This window comes from Methylophaga pinxianii (assembly GCF_020447225.1).
GTDB lineage: Bacteria > Pseudomonadota > Gammaproteobacteria > Nitrosococcales > Methylophagaceae > Methylophaga > Methylophaga pinxianii.
This window is the reverse complement of the sequence record NZ_JAJAEO010000067.1, coordinates 1-762: the sequence shown is the minus strand read 5'-3', so window position 1 is coordinate 762 and position 762 is coordinate 1. Positions and strand designations below refer to the sequence as shown.

At 61.3% G+C, this 762-nt stretch carries 1 pseudogene; it reads left to right on the top strand.

Annotated features, from left to right (window positions below):
- A pseudogene (locus tag LGT40_RS00310) lies at positions 1 to 762 on the top strand (ISL3-like element ISPpu12 family transposase); the annotation flags it as partial.

Here is a 762-nt window from a genome sequence, read left to right as displayed (position 1 = left end):
ACGGATTCCGTATGACACTGCGGCTGCATGAGTACGTGGAGAAGGAATCCTTCAACCACCCCTACACCTTTGTGGCGGCACAGACCGGCCTGGACGAGAAGACGGTGCGCGACATCTTCAACGCCCGCGCCGAGTTCCTGGGGCGCTGGCACCGCTTCGAGACGCCCCGCATCCTGGGCATTGACGAGCTATACCTGAACAAGCGCTACCGCTGCATTCTGACCAACATTGAGGAGCGAACCCTGCTCGACCTGCTGGCCACCCGCCGCCAGGACGTGGTGACCAACTACCTGATGAAGCTGAAAGACCGGCAGAAGGTCGAGATCGTCAGCATGGACATGTGGAACCCCTACCGGGCAGCGGTCAAGGCTGTGCTGCCCCAGGCCCGTATCGTGGTCGATAAGTTCCATGTGGTGCGCATGGCCAACGATGCCCTAGAGAGAGTGCGCAAGGGCCTCAGAAAGGAGCTGAAACCGTCCCAGAGCCGGACTCTCAAGGGAGACCGGAAAATCCTGCTGAAACGCGCTCACGAAGTCTCAGACCGGGAGCGCCTCATCATGGAGACCTGGACAGGCGCGTTCCCGCAACTGCTGGCCGCCTACGAGCACAAGGAGCGCTTCTACGGCATCTGGGACGCCACCACACGGCTCCAGGCAGAAGCCGCCCTGGACGAGTGGATAGCCACCATCCCGAAGGGCCAAAAGGAAGTCTGGAGCGATCTGGTCAGGGCAGTGGGAAACTGGCGCGAAGAGACCATGACCT